The 16,573-nt window shown below is 70.8% G+C and carries 15 protein-coding genes; 6 read left to right on the forward strand and 9 right to left on the reverse strand.

Going from position 1 to position 16,573, the window contains the following annotated elements:
* Positions 1-6: 6 nt before the first annotated feature.
* The 8 genes from ACQ5SO_RS02750 to hemN form a co-directional block, all read right to left on the reverse strand.
* Entirely contained in the window at positions 7-984 is a 978-nt protein-coding gene (locus ACQ5SO_RS02750; protein ID WP_430940035.1) for a BMP family lipoprotein, read from the reverse strand.
* 249 nt (positions 985-1,233) lie between these two features.
* Complete coding sequence (locus ACQ5SO_RS02755) at positions 1,234-1,794, reverse strand: VPLPA-CTERM sorting domain-containing protein (RefSeq protein WP_430940036.1); 561 nt, start codon at positions 1,792-1,794, stop codon at positions 1,234-1,236.
* Positions 1,795-1,949: 155 nt separating this feature from the next.
* The gene (locus ACQ5SO_RS02760) at positions 1,950-2,939 is read right to left on the reverse strand and encodes a BMP family lipoprotein (RefSeq protein ID WP_430940037.1); all 990 of its coding nucleotides are present in this window, start codon (positions 2,937-2,939) and stop codon (positions 1,950-1,952) included.
* 225 nt (positions 2,940-3,164) lie between these two features.
* Entirely contained in the window at positions 3,165-4,820 is a 1,656-nt protein-coding gene (locus ACQ5SO_RS02765) for a sigma 54-interacting transcriptional regulator (RefSeq protein ID WP_430940038.1), read from the reverse strand.
* Positions 4,817-5,644 (reverse strand): response regulator, encoded by an 828-nt coding sequence (locus ACQ5SO_RS02770; protein ID WP_430940039.1) that lies wholly within the window; start codon positions 5,642-5,644, stop codon positions 4,817-4,819. The genes ACQ5SO_RS02765 and ACQ5SO_RS02770 overlap by 4 nt, the downstream gene beginning before the upstream one ends.
* 240 nt (positions 5,645-5,884) lie before the next feature.
* Positions 5,885-8,083, reverse strand: a complete 2,199-nt coding sequence (locus ACQ5SO_RS02775) for a GumC family protein (RefSeq protein WP_430940040.1) — start codon at positions 8,081-8,083, stop codon at positions 5,885-5,887.
* Positions 8,084-8,517: 434 nt separating this feature from the next.
* On the reverse strand, positions 8,518-8,865 hold the full coding sequence (locus ACQ5SO_RS02780) for an ArsR/SmtB family transcription factor (RefSeq protein WP_430940041.1): 348 nt from the start codon (positions 8,863-8,865) through the stop codon (positions 8,518-8,520).
* Between the two features lie 149 nt (positions 8,866-9,014).
* The gene (gene hemN / locus ACQ5SO_RS02785; protein WP_430940042.1) at positions 9,015-10,382 is read right to left on the reverse strand and encodes an oxygen-independent coproporphyrinogen III oxidase; all 1,368 of its coding nucleotides are present in this window, start codon (positions 10,380-10,382) and stop codon (positions 9,015-9,017) included.
* 166 nt (positions 10,383-10,548) lie between these two features.
* On the opposite strand from hemN, the gene fnrL reads away from it, so the two are divergent.
* Positions 10,549-11,265, forward strand: a complete 717-nt coding sequence (gene fnrL, locus ACQ5SO_RS02790; RefSeq protein ID WP_430940043.1) for a transcriptional regulator FnrL — start codon at positions 10,549-10,551, stop codon at positions 11,263-11,265.
* A gap of 90 nt (positions 11,266-11,355) precedes the next feature.
* On the opposite strand, the gene ACQ5SO_RS02795 is transcribed toward fnrL, so the two are convergent.
* Positions 11,356-11,646, reverse strand: a complete 291-nt coding sequence (locus ACQ5SO_RS02795; RefSeq protein ID WP_430940044.1) for a DUF1330 domain-containing protein — start codon at positions 11,644-11,646, stop codon at positions 11,356-11,358.
* Positions 11,647-11,777: 131 nt separating this feature from the next.
* Here ACQ5SO_RS02795 and ACQ5SO_RS02800 point away from each other — a divergent pair, with 131 nt between their 5' ends.
* The 5 genes from ACQ5SO_RS02800 to ccoP all read left to right on the forward strand — a co-directional run bounded on the left by ACQ5SO_RS02800 (position 11,778) and on the right by ccoP (position 16,449).
* Entirely contained in the window at positions 11,778-12,689 is a 912-nt protein-coding gene (locus ACQ5SO_RS02800; protein WP_430940045.1) for a LysR family transcriptional regulator, read from the forward strand.
* A 318-nt stretch (positions 12,690-13,007) separates the two neighbouring features.
* Positions 13,008-14,618, forward strand: a complete 1,611-nt coding sequence (gene ccoN / locus ACQ5SO_RS02805) for a cytochrome-c oxidase, cbb3-type subunit I (protein WP_430940046.1) — start codon at positions 13,008-13,010, stop codon at positions 14,616-14,618.
* A 13-nt stretch (positions 14,619-14,631) separates the two neighbouring features.
* Positions 14,632-15,369 carry a cytochrome-c oxidase, cbb3-type subunit II gene (ccoO, locus tag ACQ5SO_RS02810; protein ID WP_430940047.1) on the forward strand — a complete coding sequence of 246 codons (738 nt, stop codon included), beginning with the start codon at positions 14,632-14,634 and terminating at the stop codon, positions 15,367-15,369.
* Between the two features lie 11 nt (positions 15,370-15,380).
* Positions 15,381-15,569, forward strand: a complete 189-nt coding sequence (locus tag ACQ5SO_RS02815) for a cbb3-type cytochrome c oxidase subunit 3 (protein WP_430940048.1) — start codon at positions 15,381-15,383, stop codon at positions 15,567-15,569.
* Position 15,570: 1 nt separating this feature from the next.
* Complete coding sequence (ccoP, locus tag ACQ5SO_RS02820; protein ID WP_430940049.1) at positions 15,571-16,449, forward strand: cytochrome-c oxidase, cbb3-type subunit III; 879 nt, start codon at positions 15,571-15,573, stop codon at positions 16,447-16,449.
* The last annotated feature ends 124 nt before the right edge of the window (positions 16,450-16,573 follow it).

A 16,573-nucleotide genomic window follows, 5' to 3' on the forward strand; every position in this document is an offset into this window, starting at 1 on the left:
GGGGCCTCACTCGACCGGGCAGGGGCCCTGCATGGAGCTGTCGTGGACGCTGATCTCGCCCGCGTCGATGGCGGCCATGGCGGCGTCGGCGGCGGCCTCGACCTCGGGGGTGACCAGGGCGCGGTTATGCTCGTCCAGCGCCCAGCCGATGCCGCCTTCCGCGACGCCGAGCGAGTCGATGCCGGGCTGCCAGCCGCCCTCGGCGAAGACCCGCTGCACGGCCACGTCGACGCGCTTGAGCATGGTGGTGAGGATCTTGCCCGGGTGCAGGCCGTTCTGGTTGCTGTCGGTGCCGATCCCGAGGGCGCCGTTGTCGGCGGCGGCCTGCAGCACGCCGATGCCGGTCCCGCCCGCGGCCTGCATCACCACGTCGGCGCCCTGGGCGATCTGCGCGGCGGCCAGTTCCGCGCCGCGCGCGGGGTCGGACCAGGCGGCGGGGGTGGTCCCGGTCATGTTGCTCAGCACCTTCGCCGGGGTCGCGGCCGCGGCGGCGCCCTGCCGGTAGCCGCATTCGAACTTGCGGATCAGGGGGATGTCCATGCCGCCGACGAAGCCGAGGATCTTGGATTTCGACGTCAGCGCCCCGATCAGGCCGACGACATAGCCGCCCTCGTGCTCGCGGTAGACGATGGATTGCACGTTGGGCGCGTCGACCACCATGTCGACGATGGCGAACTGCGTGTCCGGGAACTCGGGCGCCACCTTGGCCAGCGCGTTGGCATGGGTGAAGCCGATGGCGACGACGGGCGAGTAGCCGCGGCGCGCGAAGGTGCGCAGCGCCTGTTCGGACTGGGCGGGAGAGGCGATCTCGAACTCGCCGAAGCTGCCCCCCGTCTCCGCCGCCCAGGCCTTGGCCCCGTTCCAGGCGCCCTCGTTGAAGCTCTTGTCGAACTTGCCGCCCGAGGAATAGACCAGCGCCGGGTCGGCGAGGGCGGGGGCGGCGGCGAGAAACGCGGCGGCGGCCACGGCGGCTTTGCGGAACATGGGCTCTCCTGTCGGGCGGCGCGGGCCTGCCGGGGCTGGGGCGCCCGGCGGTCCGTCGGTATTTGACCAAACGATAAATGAATGGCGGCGCGTGCGGAAGCGCCTCCGCAGCGTAAGACCGCGGCGCGGGGCGGGGCAAAGAAAAAGGCGCGCCGGGGGGCGCGCCTTTCCGTCTTGCCGCAAGGGGGCCGGCCGCAGGGGGCCTGCCGCTCGGGGGCCTGCCGCGGGGGCCTGCCGCTCGGGCGCCTGTCAGCGGCGGCGCAGGGCGGCGAGCCCCCCGAGGCCCATCAGCAGCAGCGGCGCGGCGGCGGGCAGCGGCACGTCCGAGGGCGCCTGGGCGGCGACCACCGACAGGTCGTCGACATACCAGCTGCCGCGCAGATCGTCGGTCTCGAACAGCACCTCCACGATGGTGGTCGTGGCGACGGCGGTGAAATACATCTCGGTCTGCGTGTAGGTGAAGGGGGCGGTCACCACGGCGGTCTGCGTGCTCCCCGCCGCGGCGAAGCGCAGGATGTTGCCCGGGTCGACCATGGAGAGCGCGGCCCAGCCCGACATCAGGTAGGTCTCGCCGATGGTGGTGGCGATGCCCTGGCTCAACGTCGCGAAGCCCGAGTTGTCGTAGCCCTGAAGGTGGTAGAAGCCGGTGCGCGGGAGGCCGAAAGCCGCCCGGCACTCGGGCGCGCCCGAGCAGAGCCAGCCGGACAGGTCGCCGGTCTCGAACCCGCCATTGGTCAGCAGGTTGGCGGAGGCGGCGGTTGGCAGCGCGGCCGATGCGGCCAGCAGCGTGGACAGGACGGTCGCTCTCATCTCGAAGACTCCCTGCTTGCGAGATTATGGAGACCCAATCCTGCATTCATCGCCGTGACCGAAGCGTGACGGGGGCGTGAACCCAAAGCGCCTCCCCCGGGGGCCGGGAGAGGCGCGAAGTCCGGTCGACCGCCCCGAAAGGGCGGCGCGCGGGATCAGTAGGGGCAGGTGCTGTCGGCCATGTAGTCGTGGACCACGATCTCGCCCGAGATGATCTTGGCCTTGGCCGCTTCCACCGCGGTCAGCATGTCGGCCGAGACGAGGGACTTGTTGTTGTCGTCCATCGCGTAGTCGACGCCGCCCTCGGCGAGGCCCAGCACTTCGAAGCCGGTCGACCACTCGTCGTTCTTGACGTCCATGAAGGCGTCCATCACGGCGATGTCGACGCGCTTGAGCATCGAGGTCAGGACCGAGCCCGGGGCCATGCCGTTCTGGTTGCTGTCCACGCCGATGGCCAGCTTGCCTTCATCGGCCGCGGCCTGGATCACGCCGATCCCGGTGCCGCCGGCGGCGTGGTAGACCACGTCCGCGCCCTGGGCGAACTGGTTCTTGGTCAGCTCCGAGCCCTTGGCCGGGTCGTTCCAGGCCGCGCCGGTGGTGCCGGTCATGTTCTGGTAGACATCCGTCGCGCCCGCCGCCTTGGCGCCGCCGACATAGCCGCAGGCGAACTTGCGGATCAGCGGGATGTCCATGCCGCCGACGAAGCCGACCTTGTCCGATTCAGACGCCATCGCGGCCATGATGCCCACGAGGTAGGAGCCCTCGTGCTCCTTGAACAGGATCGAGCGCACGTTGGGCAGGTCGACCACCATGTCGACGATGCCGAAGCGGCTCTCGGGGAATTCCTTGGCGACCTTCTCGACCGCGGCGGCCTGGGAGAAGCCGATGGCGATGATCGGGTCATGGCCGCGCTGGGCGAAGCGGCGCAGGGCCTGCTCGCGCTGGGCGTCGTTCTGGATCTCGAAATCGGCGTAGTCGATCCCGGTCTCGGTCTTGAACGCCTCGGCGCCGGTATAGGCGGCCTCGTTGAAGGACTTGTCGAACTTGCCGCCCAGGTCATAGACGACGGCGGGCTTCACTTCGGCCGCTGCGGCGACCGCCGAGACGGCGACGGCGGACGCGGCGAGCATGAGGCGACGGATCATTGGAACCTCTTCCTGTTGAAAGTCTCGTTGCATGGCGCCTTGTCCCGTTTCGCGGTGAAACGGCGCGCCTTGGACCCTACGGTTACGCGGTTTTACGGCGCTGGCAAGGCATCGGGCGGCGGGCGCGACAAGGCCGCCCGGCTTACGCCGGGGCAAGGGCGGCGGCGCCCCGGGGCCGTGGACGGGCGGGGCCGGGGGGCGGGCTGCGCCGGGGGAGGCGCCGGGTCAGCCCGCCGCGTCGCCGCGGCGGCGCAGCGGGGCGCCGCGCTTGCGGTAGAGGGTCGAGGGGCTGACGCCCAGCATCTTCGCCGCCTGCGGGATCGAGCCGTCGCAGCGCGCGATGGTGCGCTCGATCAGCGCCTCCTCGACCTCGGCCAGGGTCAGGCCGACAAGCCCGTCCACGGCGTCCGCCGGGTCCGCCCTGCGCGCCGCGCCGGGACCGCCCTGGGCCTGGGGCGCGGGGGTGTCGTGGAGCGGGCGGCGCGGCAGGGGGTCCGGCGCATGACCGGAGAGCCCGGCGCCGATCGGCGCGGACAGGGGGGCGCGCATGGGCGCCGGCGCCCGGCCGATCGCGCCGGGATCGCGGGTCCAGTCGATCTCCTCGGGCGGCTCGCCCGCCCACGCCCCCCCCGACGCCGCGCGGGCGCCGTGACCGGCGGGCGGGACGGGACGCAGCCCGGCGATCAGCTCGGGCGGCAGCATGTCCGCCGTCACCTCGGGGCCGTCATGCAGCACCACCACGTTGCGCATCGCGTTCTGCAGCTGGCGCACGTTGCCGGGCCAGGGATGGGCGCGGAAGATCGCCTCGACATCCGGGGACATGCGCCGGAAGGCCTTGCCCTCCTCGGCCGCGAGGTCGCGCAGCGCGGCGTTGGCGATCTCCACCGGGTCGTCGTCGCGCGCGCGCAGCGGCGGCAGGTGGATCGGCACGACGTGGAGGCGATAGAACAGGTCCTCGCGGAAGCGGCCCTGGCGGACCTCCTCCATCGGGTCGCGGTTGGTGGCGCACAGGATGCGCACGTCGACCTTGCGCGGGGCGGCGGCGCCGACGGGCTGGATCATCGAGGTCTGCAGGAACCGCAGCAGCTTGGTCTGCAGGCCCAGCGACATCTCGCAGATCTCGTCCATGAACAGGGTGCCGCCATCGGCCAGCGCCGCGGCGCCCTTCTGGTCAGAGATCGCGCCGGTGAAGCTGCCCTTGAGGTGCCCGAACACCTCCGATTCCAGCAGGTCGCGCGGGATCGCGGCGCAGTTGAGCGGCACGAAGGGGGCCGCCGCGCGCTGGCTCTCTGCATGGATCGCCTGGGCGCAGACCTCCTTGCCGGTGCCGCTTTCGCCGGTGATGAACACGGTGGCGGTGGACCGGGCGATGGAGCGGATCTTGGCGTAGATCTCCTGCATCGCGCCCGAGCCGCCGACGAAGCCGTGGAAGCGGTGCGCCTCCGGGACCGGGGCGGGGGCCTCGGGGGCGGCGTCGTCCTCGCGCCCGGCGGGGTCGCGCTCGGCCTCGAGGCGGCGGGCGGCCAGCGCGTTGTCGAGCGCGGCGAGCAGCCGGCGCTCGTCGAACGGCTTGACGAGGAAGTCGAAGGCGCCCGCCCGCATCGCCTGGACGGCGCGGTTGATCGACCCGTTGGCGGTGATCGCGATCACCTTGGCCCCGGGCGCGCTTTCCTGCAGGCGGCTCAGGATTTCGAGCCCGTCCGCATCGGGCAGCATCAGGTCGAGCAGCACCACCGGGTGCCCGCGCGCGGCCAGCATCTCGAGGCCCCGCGCCCCGGTCAGCGCCACGTCCACCTCGCAGCCCGCGCGGCGCAGGATGGTCTCGTAGAGCATGGCCAGCGAGGGGGTGTCCTCGACCAGCAGGATCGGCCCGTCCTTCATGCGCCCGCCTCCTGCCGCACCGCGCGCAGGCGCGCGAGGGCGGCGTCCGCCTCGCGCAGCAGCGGCGGGGCCGCGGCCAGCGCGGCGTCGAGATCGCCCGCGGCGGCGGCGGCGTGCATCGCCTCGGCCCGCTGCGCCAGCGCCCCGGCGCCGGCCGACCCGGCGACCGCGGTCAGCACGTGGCCGGCGCGGCGCAGCGCCTCGGGCTGCACGGGGGCGGAGGCCAGCCGCACGGTTCCGGCGGCCGCCTCGATATCCTCGATCAGCCGGTCGAGCAGGGGGATCATCATCCCCGGCCCGACCGAGCGCAGCAGGCAGTCCAGCGTGCGGGGCGAGAAGCCGGAGGCCTCGGCCGCGACGGCGGCGAGTTCCATCGCCTCGGGCGCATCGGGCGCGGCGCGGGGCGCGCGGCGGTTTTCCAGCGGCGCGAGGATGGCGCGCCCGAAGGCGGCGATCCCGTCGATGGGCTTGGACAGCACCTCGTCCGCCCCGGCGGCGAGCAGCCGGGCGCCGACATCCTCGCGCGGGTAGGCGGTCAGCGCGATCAGCGGGCGCGAGGCGAGGGGTTCGTCGGCGGCGCGGACCAGGCGGATCACGTCCTCGCCCGAGATCCGCGGCATCTCGATATCCACCACCAGCACGTCGTAGGGGCGCCCGGCCGCGCGCTCCAGCGCCTCGGCGCCGTCGGCGGCGATCTCCACCTCGGCGCCCATGGCGCGCAGCATCTCCCCGGCCACGATCTGGTTGGTCTCGTTGTCCTCGGCGAGAAGGATCACCAGGCCGCCCAGGTCTGGCAGCGGATCGTCGAGAAAGCTTGGGGCCATGTCTCTCTTGTTCCCGGCGCCGGCGACGGCGCGCGCCGCGCGCGCGGCCGGCAAGCGCGGGGCGGGCGGCGCGGCGCCCGCGCACGTCCCCCGCGCAATCCCATTGTCGCGCCGCGGCGCCCGCACGTCAATCGAACCGAAGCGCGGGGGGCGGGGACGGGGGCGGGGGCCCGAAACGCGGCCGCACCCACGCCGGGGGGGGCGGGGGGGGCGGGACGGCGCGGGGCAGGGGCCCGGCCGTCAGTTCTTGTGGTATTTCGACGAGGCGCTGTAATAGGCGCCGTAGCCGCCATAGCCGTAGCTGGCCATCTTCTTCTGGTCGATCTGGGTCAGCGCCATGCCGGTGACGCGGATCTTGATCTGGCTGAACGAGGTCAGGCCCTGGCGCACCAGGTCGCGGTGGGTCTGGTTCCAGTGCACGCAGTAGATGATGGCGTCCGCCAGCGGCGCGATCACGCGCGCATCCGGCACGGCCATGACCGGCGGCGTGTCGATCACCACCATGTCGTAGCGGTGGCGCATCGCGTCGATGAAGGTGCGGAACTTCTGCGAGGAGAACACGTCGGCGGCGTTGGTCCGCGTATCCTCGCCCAGCAGCACGTCGAGGCCGGTGGCCTGGTCGCGCAGCACCGCGTTCTCGAAGCTCTCGGTCTCGGCCAGCACCGACAACAGGCCCGGCTGGTTGCGCGGCGCCTCGAAATAGGCCGGGAAGGTGCGGCGGCGAAGGTCGCCCTCGATCAGCAGCACCGACTTGCCCAGCGCCGCGGCGTTGAGCGAGAGCAGGATCGACGAGGTGGTCTTGCCTTCCTTGGGCAGGGTCGAGGTCAGCATCACCACCTGCGGCGCGCGGTCCATGTTGGCCATCAGCACGCCGGTGCGCAGGTTGCGGATCGCCTCCATCATCGCCGAATCCGGCTTGTTCACGCCGTATTCCAGCAGCTTGCGGCGGCTGCGGACCGGGGCGGCGGGGATCATCCCCAGCGCCGGCAGGCCGGTGTATTTCTCGAGGTCCTCGGAGGTGCGGAACGACTTGTTGAGCTGTTCCTTGACCAGCACGAGGATCGAGCCGAGCACGACGCCCAGCATCCCGGCCAGCATCACCGTGGCGGATTTCTTGGGGTAAGACGGGACCAGGTGGATCACCGCGGGCGACAGGATGCGGCTGTCGGCCTGCTGGATGCCCTGCTGGACCGAGGTCTCCTTCATCCGGTTCAGGAAGTACTCGTAGATCAGGCGGCTCGCCTCGGCCTCGCGCTCCAGCTGGCGCAGCTGCACGAGGTCGGTGCTCTGGCGCTCGAACTGGGCCTCGAGGTCGCGGATCGTCTCGCGCAGGGCGGCGGCCTGGGAGGTCGCGCGGTCCTGCTCGAAGGTCAGCCGCTCGGCCTGGCGGACCAGCTCGGCCTCGAACCGCGCGACCAGCGCGTCGCGGCGGGCGCCCGCGGGGGCGGCCTCGATGTCGGCGGCCAGCCCGATCAGGCGCGGCGCGGCCACGAGATCGGCGGCGGCGCGGTAGTTCCCGGCGGCGGCGAGGCGCTCGAGCTCCTGCGCGCGGGCGCGGGTGGCGACGACGTCTTCCTTCAGGCCGGTCTCGCGCTCGCGCAGCTCCTTGACCTGGCGGGTGATGCCCGACAGCTGCTCCTCGGAGATGAGCGGGGTGGAGGAGATGAACTCCTCGCGCGCGGCCTCGGCGCTTTCCAGCGCGGTCTTCAGCTCGGCCACCCGGCCCGAGAGCCAGTTGGTGGCGTTCTGGGTCGCCTCGAACTTCACCTCGAGCTGCTCGAGGATGTAGAGCTCGGCGTACTTGTTCGCGATCTCGGCCGAGAGCTCGGGGTCGTCGGTGGAGATGGTGATCGAGTAGACATAGGTCTCGCCGACCGGCTGCACCTCGAGCGTGCCCAGCAGGCTGTCGATGGTGCGCTGGAGCGACCAGTAGTCCCGGTCGAAATCATCGGCGGTGGGCAGGGCCTCGTCGCTCACCGTCTCGCGGATCGTGGACTTGAACAGGTCCATCGCGGCGAAGAGCAGGTTGAACAGGTTGTAGGGGTTCTGGTCGGCCCGGTCGATGATCGTCGGGTTGAAGAACTCCAGCGCCTCGAGGTCGAGCGCCTTGACCACGCGCTCGGCCAGGGTGCGCGAGCGCAGGATCTCGAGCTCGGCCTGGCGGGCGTAGTAGTCGGTGCCGATCCCGGCCATCACGGTCTCGAGGTCGATCATCTCCTCCTGCCGGGTCTCGGTCATCACCACGGCCGAGGAGCGGTAGAGGGGCGTGACGGCGTAGACGAAGGCGGTGGCGAGCACCATGGCGACGAAGGCGAAGGCGCCGATCACCAGCTTCTGGCGCCAGAGGGCGTTGACCAGCGCGCCGATTTCGACGTCGCGCGTGTCTTCGCGCATGAATCCGGTCGGCGCCGGGTCCTGCGCCGCGGAAGTTCGGGTCATGAGTCCACCGTTGCTGGCGCGGTCAGTCGGGAAATCGTCCAAGTTTTCAATCCGCCCTGGTCAATAGCACACGGCGCGCGCCGACAAATTCGGCGTGCAGCCCGATCCGAGCGCCGTCCCCCCAAAGGATGGCGCGCGGATCTCCCCCTCCCGGTGGCGGAGTATCGCCGATGCGGTCTCGAATGGCGAGCGGCGAATTGGCCGCCGCGCCGCGGCGCCGCATGGCGGGCGGCGGCAGGGGCGGCGCTTCACGGGGGTGTGATCGGGGCGGGGCGCCCGTGCGCCGGCCCGGGATGCGCCCGCGCAAGGCCCGGCGGGGCGGGGCGGCGCCGGCGGCAGGGGGGGGCGGCAGGGCGTCAGCGGCGCTGCGGCCGCGGCGCCTCCCCGGCCGTCCCCGCGCGTCATCTCCCCCGGCGCCCCTTGCAGGGGCGGAGTCAGCTCTCGGGCGGGCAGAACAATTCGTGCAACACGCCGACCAGGCGCTCGACGCGCTTGTCGGCGAGGCGGTAGCGCAGGTGCTTGCCGTCGCGCTCGGCCTCGACCATGCCTTCCAGGCGCAGGCGGGCGAGCTGCTGGGACACGGCCGCCTGGCGGAAGGGAACCAGGGATTCGAGTTCGCCGACGGTGCGTTCCCGGCCCATCAGCAGGCACAGGATCATCAGGCGACCGTCATGCGCCATCGCCTTGAGGAAGGCGCTGGCCTCGACGGCGCTGCCCGCGAGGGCTTCCATTTCGTCGGCGCTGGGCAACGCGTCATCCTCGATCGACGTGACCGCACTCATAATCCTCACCTCCTTGGGAACTGCACAGTTATTGCCATGCGAAGGCGGTGCATGGCAATGGAGGTTGCTTTTTGAAACTTGTCCATGGGCGACAGGCGCCGCGTCGGGGGCGGTTTTGACCCCGAATCGGCGTCAAAGGGCCCCTATCGTCAGACGATGCGGCTGTGCCGCGCGGCGCCGGTCGGGAAATAGGCGTCGAAGCGGGCGGCGACGGCGCGGGTCCAGGTGCGGGCCTCCGGGCGAATCTCGAAACCGCCGGCCCCGTCGGGGGTCAGCCACTCCGCCTCCTCGCCCGAGAGCAGCTCGGACGCGATCTCCTGGCAGGGGCGCGCGAAATCGCCGAACAGCCGCGTCATCTCGGCCGCGTCATAGCGGAACGCGCACATCAGCTTCTCGATCGCGTGGCCGCGCACCTTGTCGTCCAGCGTCAGCGACCGGCCGCGCGCGGCGGCCAGGCCGCCCGCCTCGATCGTCGCCTGGTACTCGGCCGTCGCGGCGGCGTTCTGCAGGAACCCGCCGGGCAGGCGCGAGATCGACGAGGCGCCGAGGCCGATCAGCGTCTCGCAGCCATCGTCGACATAGCCCTGGAAGTTGCGGCGCAGATGGCCTTCGCGGGCGGCGACCGCCAGCCCGTCGCCGGGCCGCGCGAAATGGTCGATGCCGACGGCGTCATAGCCCGCCTCGGTCAGCATCCGGCGCACCAGCTCGGCCTGCTCCAGCCGCGCCTCGGCGCCGGGCAGCGAATTCTCGGGGATCGCCTTCTGCCGCCGCGCCATCCACGGCACATGCGCATAGCCGTAGAGCGCCACGCGGTCGGGCGCGAGGCCGATCAGCTGCTCGAGCGTGCGCCCGAGGCTTTCGACGCTCTGGTAGGGCAGGCCGTAGATCGCGTCGACATTGATGCCGGTGACGCCGCGGGCCCGCAGCGCCTCGATGACGTCGCGCGTCATCTCCCAGCCCTGCATCCGGTTGATCGCGCGCTGCACCGTCTCGTCGAAATCCTGCACGCCGATGGAGGCGCGGTTGAGGCCGCAGTCGCGCAGCGCGTCGAGGCGGTCCTCGGTCATGTCGCGCGGGTCGATCTCCACCGCGATCTCGGCGTCTTCCTCGAATCGGAAGCGCGACCGCAGCAGGTCCGACAGCCGGCGCATCTCCTCGGGCGACATCACGGTGGGCGAGCCGCCGCCCCAGTGCATCCGCCCGATGGTCACCCCGTCGGGGACCAGCGCCGCGACCCGGTCGATCTCCTGCTCGAGATAGCCGAGGTAACGCGTCACCGGCGCGCGCTTGGTCGCGCCCTGGGTGCGGCAGGCGCAGAACCAGCACAGCGTGTCGCAGAACGGGATATGGACATAGAGCGAGACCGGCTCCGCGGGCAGCGCGCGCAGCCAGTCCGCCTGGCGCGACGGCGCGTCCGCCTCATCGAAATGGGGCGCGGTGGGATAGCTCGTGTAACGCGGGGCGCGGGCGAGGGCCGCCGAAGCGGAGGCCGCGGGCGCGGAGGCTCTGTTTTCCATGGAAACATTCGCTACTGCCGCGACGAGGTGGACGCATTGACCTGGATCAATAGGCAAGCGATGCTTCACGCCTGTAGAACGGAACTGAAGAGTCGTCATGCGCTCCCCCCGCGCCGCCGCGCAAAATCTCAGGCAAACCGCCGGCAAGGACCCCTCCGCCGGGCACGTGCGTTGCGCCGATTGCCAGATCCGACACCGGGCCGTCTGTTCTTACTGCGGCCCGAGCGAACTGGAATTCCTCGACGCGATCAAGAGCTACCGGACCTTCCGCCCGGGCGAGGAAATCGTCGCGATGGGCGAATCCACCGACTTCCTCGGCTCGGTCGTCGAAGGCTGCGTGGGCCTGTCGCGGATCATGTCCGACGGCCGCCGCCAGATGGTCGGCCTGCTGTTCCCCTCGGACTTCCTCGGCCGCCCGATGCGCCCCGAGGCGCCCTTCGACGCCGTCGCCGTCACCGACGTGCGGCTGTGCATCTTCTCGCGCCCCCGGTTCGAGACGCTGCTGAAAAGCACCCCGGCGCTGGAGCAGCGGCTGCTGGAGATGACGCTCGACGAGCTCGACAGCGCGCGCGAGTGGATGGTGCTGCTGGGCCGCAAGACCGCGAAGGAGAAGCTCGCCTCCTTCTTCGCCATCGCCGCGCGCCGCATGGCCGCCGTGCAGGGCCTGTCGCTGGAGGACGAGGTCCACATCGCCCTTCCCCTGACGCGCGAGGACATGGCCGATTACCTGGGCCTGACCATCGAGACGGTGAGCCGCCAGATCGGCGCGCTGAAGAAGGCCGGGATGATCGAGATGACCGATGCCCGGCACATCGTGATCCCCGATTACGACGCGCTGGTGGAGATGGCCGGAGATGATTCCGACGGCGGCATGATCGCCTGATCTTCGCGGGCCGCCCGGCGGCCTGTCCGACGCGCGCCGCCCCCGGAGGTCCCGGGGGCGGCGCGCGTCGTTTTCGGGGGGCGGCAGGCGTCAGAGCGCCCAGACCTGCGCCGCGCCGGCGGCGTTGCGCAGGGCGTGCAGCTCGGCCAGCGCCGGGTCATCGATCCAGGCCTGCGCCGCCGCCATGTCCGGGAAGGTCAGCACCGCCAGCATCCCCGGCCCCTCGGACCGGGTCCCGCCCGGGTCGAAGGCCGCGGGCGCCGGGCTCGCCGCCGTCACCGCCCCGCCATGCTTGGCCAGCGCCGCCCCGGCGCCCTCGCGATAGGCGGCCAGCTTCTCGGGCGCGTCGATCTCGATCTGGAACACAAGGGTCGCGGTCATCGTCTCTCTCCGTTGTCTCGCCCCGGCTGCGGGGCATGGGGGAGAGGGTGGGCGCCGTCGCCCCCTTGCGAAATTGCACAATCCCGCAACCGGGCTGTTCAGATCTGCAAGCCCGTGGCAGCCTGCGGCGCATGAGCGACTGGGATGACTTGCGATACGTGCTCGCCGCCGTGCGCGGCGGGGGGCTGTCGGGCGCCGCGCGGGCGCTGGGAACCTCGCACGCCACCGTCTCGCGCCGCATCGCCGCGGCCGAGGCGCGGCTGGGCGCGTCGCTGTTCGAGCGGCGCCCGGACGGGCTGCGCCCCACCGCCGCCGGGCGACGGGCGGCCGAGGCCGCGGCGCTGATGGAGGCCGAGGCGCTGGCGCTGGAGCGCGCGGCGGCCGGGCTCGACGCCAGCCTCGCCGGGCCGCTGCGGATCACCGCGCCGCAGCTGTTGATCGAACCGGTGCTGGCCGAGCCGCTGGCCGCCTTCGCCGCCGCCCATCCGGGGGTGGAGATGACGGTCCTCGCCTCCAACGCCCTTCTCAACCTGCACCGGCGCGAGGCGGACGTGGCGCTGCGCATCACCGCGGCGCCGCCCGGGTCGCTCTGGGGCGTGCGGCTGGCGCAGCTGCGCCGCGCCGTCTACGCCGCCCCGCGCTGGGTGCAGGCGGCGGAGCGGGGCGAGGTGGTGGACTGGATCGCCTTCACCCATTGGGAGGAGGAGGCGGGCGCGCTGCCCGGCCCCGGCGGGCGCGTCGCCTGGCGCTTCGACGACATGGCCGCGGCGCTGGGCGCGGCGCGCAAGGGCCTCGGGGCGTTGCGCATGCCCTGTTTCCTCGGGGAAGGCGACCCGGCGCTGGCCCGGATGCCGGGGCAGGGGCCGGGGCAGGGGCCGGAGCCGTACCTGGATCTCTGGGCGCTGGCGCATCCCGACCTGGCGCGGGTCGAGCGGGTGCGCCGCTTCGTGCGGGCGATGCGCCGGGCGATGCGGCCGCTGCACGGGCTGTTCATCGGCGCGCCCGGGGCGGGGGCGGGACGGGCGCCCGGGGACGGGGGCTGAGCCGCCGGCGCCGGGCGGGGTGCGACGGGCCGCCGCGCGGAATCGCCTGGCCCCGCTTCGGGCGCAGCGGGCCCGCCGAATGGGCCTCCGGGCCGCCCCGCGAAAAAACCCGAATCCGGGATTCAGCTTATCGCCCCAGAAAAAGACAAATGAGGTCAATGCGTTGCCGCGATGCATCACCCGCATCCCCGGGCGCGACGGATTTGCCTAATGGTGTCGTGATTGACTTGGATCAAGGCCCCCCCTCGCACGACCCGTCATAGCGGCCAACAAGCGGAAAAGTTTCCGCGCCACTGCTTCGGAACGACGGAGGGGAAGTTGGCTTCTGCAGCGAAACTCATCGCCCTTGCGATAATCGCGGTTCTCGCGTTCATCGCGACGGGCAAAGCGCATGACCTGGCCTACCAGGTCAATGCGTTCACCGTGCTGGCGGTCTCCGTCGGCCTGTTCATCTGGGTGCTTCGGGGGGCGGGCGAGGCCCGCAAGCCCGCGCCCTCTCAAAACGAATACATGGACGACGTCGTCCGCGCCGGCGTCATCGCGACGGCGTTCTGGGGCCTGGCGGGCTTCCTGGCGGGCGTCTACATCGCCTTCCAGCTGGCCTTCCCGGTGCTGAACCTGGACCTGCCCTGGACGACCTTCGGGCGCCTGCGGCCGCTCCACACCTCGGCGGTGATCTTCGCCTTCGGCGGCAACGCGCTGATCGCGACGTCCTTCTACATCGTGCAGCGGACGTCCGCCGCGCGCCTCTGGGGCGGGAACCTCGCGTGGTTCGTGTTCTGGGGCTACCAGCTGATGATCGTGCTGGCCGCGACCGGCTACCTGCTGGGCGGCACCCAGGGCAAGGAATACGCCGAGCCGACCTGGTACGTGGACATCTGGCTGACCATCGTCTGGGTGGCGTATCTCGCGGTGTTCCTCGGGACCATCATCAAGCGTAAAGAGCCGCATATCTACGTCGCCAACTGGTTCTTCCTGGCGTTCATCATCACCATCGCGATGCTGCACCTGGTCAACAACCTGGCGGTGCCGGTGTCGGTGTTCGGCTCGGTCTCCTACTCGGCCTTCGCGGGCGTGCAGGACGCGCTGACCCAGTGGTGGTACGGCCATAACGCGGTGGGCTTCTTCCTGACCGCGGGCTTCCTCGGGATGATGTACTACTTCGTACCGAAGCAGGCGGAACGCCCGGTCTTCTCGTACAAGCTGTCGATCATCCACTTCTGGGCGCTGATCTTCCTGTACATCTGGGCCGGTCCGCACCACCTGCACTACACCGCGCTGCCCGACTGGGCGCAGACGCTGGGCATGGTGTTCTCGATCATGCTGTGGATGCCTTCCTGGGGCGGCATGATCAACGGCCTGATGACGCTGTCGGGCGCCTGGGACAAGCTGCGGACCGACCCGGTCATGCGCATGCTGGTGGTCTCGGTCGGCTTCTACGGCATGTCGACCTTCGAAGGCCCGATGATGTCGATCAAGGCGGTCAACTCGCTGTCGCACTACACCGACTGGACCATCGGCCACGTCCACTCCGGCGCGCTGGGCTGGAACGGCATGATCACCTTCGGCGCGCTGTACTTCATGACGCCGCGCCTGTGGGGCAAGAAGCAGCTCTACTCGCTGCCCGCCGTGTCCTGGCACTTCTGGCTGGCGACCATCGGCATCGTGCTCTACGCGGCCTCCATGTGGGTGTCGGGCATCACGCAGGGCCTGATGTGGCGTGAATACGACGACCAGGGCTTCCTCGTGAACTCCTTCGCCGACACCGTCGCGGTCCTTCACAACTACTACGTCATCCGCGGCCTCGGCGGCCTGATGTTCCTGGCCGGCGCCTGCATCATGTGCTGGAACCTGTGGATGACCGTCCGTGCGGGCGAGCCGCAGGAAGCCTCCGACGCCAAGGCCCACGGCCTGGTCGCGGCCGAGTGAGGGAGGAGAAACAATGAGCCTTCTCGACAAGCACGGCGCGCTGGAGCGTAACGCCACGCTCCTCCTCGCCTCCTCCCTCGTGGTCGTCGCCATCGGCGGCCTGGTGGAGATCACGCCGCTCTTCTACCTGGAGAGCACCATTGAAAAGGTGGAAGGGGTTCGCCCCTACACCCCGCTCGAGCTGAAGGGCCGGGACATCTACATCCGCGAGGGCTGCTATGTCTGCCACAGCCAGATGATCCGCCCGATGCGCGACGAGGTGGAGCGGTACGGGCACTTCTCCCTCGCGGCGGAGTCGATGTACGACCACCCGTTCCAGTGGGGCTCCAAGCGCACCGGGCCCGACCTGGCGCGCGTCGGCGGGCGCTACTCCGACCAGTGGCACGTGGACCACATGTGGAACCCGCGCGACCTGGTGCCTGAATCGATCATGCCGGCCTATCCGCACCTGATCGAGACGGAGCTGGAGTTCGACCACGTGGCCCAGAACCTGGCGGCCCAGCAGGTCGTCGGCGTCCCCTACACGGACGAGGGCGTGGAGGCGGCCAAGGCCGACCTCCTGGCCCAGATGGACCCGGATGACGAGCTGGGCGGCTATGACGGCCTGGTCGAGCGCTATGGCGAGGACGTCAACATCCGCAACTTCGACGGCACGCCGAAGGTGACCGAGCTCGACGCCCTGATCGCCTACCTGCAGGTCCTCGGCACGATGGTCGACTTCTCGACCTACGAAGTCGAAGCGAGCCGCTGAGGGAGGGAGAGATGGAAAGCACCTACACCCTTCTGCGCGAATTCGCGGACAGCTGGATGCTGCTGGCGATGACGACGATGTTCATCGGCGTCGTCATCTTCACCTTCCGCCCCGGCTCCCGCCGCGTGCATGACGACATCGCCGACATTCCGCTGCGCAACGACGACAAGCCGTTGTCGGCCATCGAGGAGGGCCGCTGACATGGCCGACAATCACGAGAAAGACGTCGACCAGCTCTCCGGCGTCGAGACCACGGGTCACGAGTGGAACGGGATCAAGGAGCTGAACAACCCGCTCCCGCTCTGGTGGCTGTACTCGTTCTACGCCTGCGTGATCTGGGCGCTGCTGTACACCGTCGCCTACCCGGCCTGGCCGATGATCTCCTCCGCCACCGGCGGCGTGCTGGGGTACTCCTCGCGCGAAGCGGTGATGGAGGACATCGCCGCGGCGAAGGCCGAGCAGGCGGTCTATGTCGACAAGATCGCGGCCGCGGACGTGACCGAGATCTCCGGCGACGCGGAGCTGATGCAGTTCAGCCTCGCCGGCGGCGCGGCGGTGTTCCGCACCTACTGCTCGCAGTGCCACGGCTCCGGCGCGCAGGGCGGCGTCGGCTACCCGAACCTCAATGACGACGCCTGGATCTGGGGCGGCAGCGTCGAGGCGATCCACCAGACCATCGCCCACGGCATCCGGTCGTCCGAGGACGAGGACACCCGTTTCTCGGCCATGCCCGCCTTCGGCCGGGACGAGCTGCTCGAGGCGGAGGAGATCGCGGCGGTGGTCGAGCACGTGCTGTCGCTGTCCGGGCAGGACCACGACGTCGCCATGGCCGAAGAGGGCGCGGTGGTGTTCGAGGACAACTGCGCGTCCTGCCACATGGAGGACGGGACCGGGAACGTCGATCTCGGCGCCCCGAACCTGACCGACGCCATCTGGCTCTATGGCGGCGACCGGGACACGATCGCCTACACGGTGAACAACTCCCGCGCCGGCATGATGCCCGCCTGGCTCGGCCGCCTGTCCGACGCGCAGGTCAAGCAGGTCGCCCTCTACGTCCACTCGCTGGGCGGCGGCGAATGACGGACCGGGCGCCCCCCGGCGGGGCGCCCGATCCATCGCCTGAAACGTGATCGAGACGCGACGTGCTGCCCCCCCCGCACGGCGTGTTTGTTTTTTGACTTCACAACCCGCTTTCTCAGCTTCT

This window comes from Rhodovulum sp. DZ06, from assembly GCF_050586345.1.
GTDB lineage: Bacteria > Pseudomonadota > Alphaproteobacteria > Rhodobacterales > Rhodobacteraceae > JBOCEF01.